1 protein-coding gene is annotated in these 673 nt (G+C 64.3%); it reads right to left on the bottom strand.

Annotated elements, in window-relative coordinates:
* Positions 1-215: 215 nt before the first annotated feature.
* Entirely contained in the window at positions 216-533 is a 318-nt protein-coding gene (locus LH128_RS30295) for a hypothetical protein (protein WP_006953908.1), read from the bottom strand.
* Positions 534-673 lie beyond the last annotated feature (140 nt).

Genomic DNA, 673 nt, shown 5'->3' with positions numbered 1-673 from the left:
TAGCGGGCGGTGGGGGAGCCGATTTGCGCAGCAAATTGGGGGAACCGCCGATCCTTGAAAGCTGGCGCGCACCCATGCCAAAATGCCACGACACACAGAGAGAAGAGATTGCGCGGGGCGGGGTTCGATGCCCCGCCCCGCGCTCTGCATGGCACCGAGATCATCGGTTTCGCCCAGCGGGCGAAAAGGGGCGGGGTTAGCCCGCCCCTCCGGCGTCAGCCGGATTGGCCGCGCTTCGCCTTGGCCGCCAGCACGACCGCGACGACTTGCGGATAGACGCATTCGCCGCGCTCGATGTTGCGGATGCCGGGGCCGTCGAGCACGTCCTTTATACGGTCCTCGATGATCTGGCCCAGCTCGGCCGCAACCGCCTCGATGTCAGCACTCGTCTTGCCGATAAACATCGGGTCTTTCGGCCACATGCTTTCCGCGTCGAAATGATCCTTATCGTTCAACGCGGTCGCCAGCGCCTCGATCGCAGCATTTCCAAGCGCACGCTCGAAAGCCAGCTGAGCGAACAGACGATGAGACATAACAACCTCCTTGTTGCCGGAATTGGCAAGGCCAAGGGGAGGGCAGCGCCGGGTCGGGTCAGGGACCGCGAAGCGGCCGCGCTAGCGGGCGGTGGGGGAGCCGATTTGCGCAGCAAATTGGGGGAACCGCCGATCCTTGA

The organism is Sphingomonas sp. LH128 (assembly GCF_000293195.2).
GTDB classification, from domain to species: Bacteria; Pseudomonadota; Alphaproteobacteria; order Sphingomonadales; family Sphingomonadaceae; genus Novosphingobium; species Novosphingobium resinovorum_A.
Note: the sequence above shows the minus strand (reverse complement) of the source record. Positions and strands in the feature narration are given on the sequence as shown.

What these genes read in the sequence shown, in the direction of transcription:
- LH128_RS30295 (WP_006953908.1), bottom strand. Translation starts at nt 533, where the DNA reads ATGTCTCATCGTCTGTTCGCTCAGCTGGCTTTCGAGCGTGCGCTTGGA.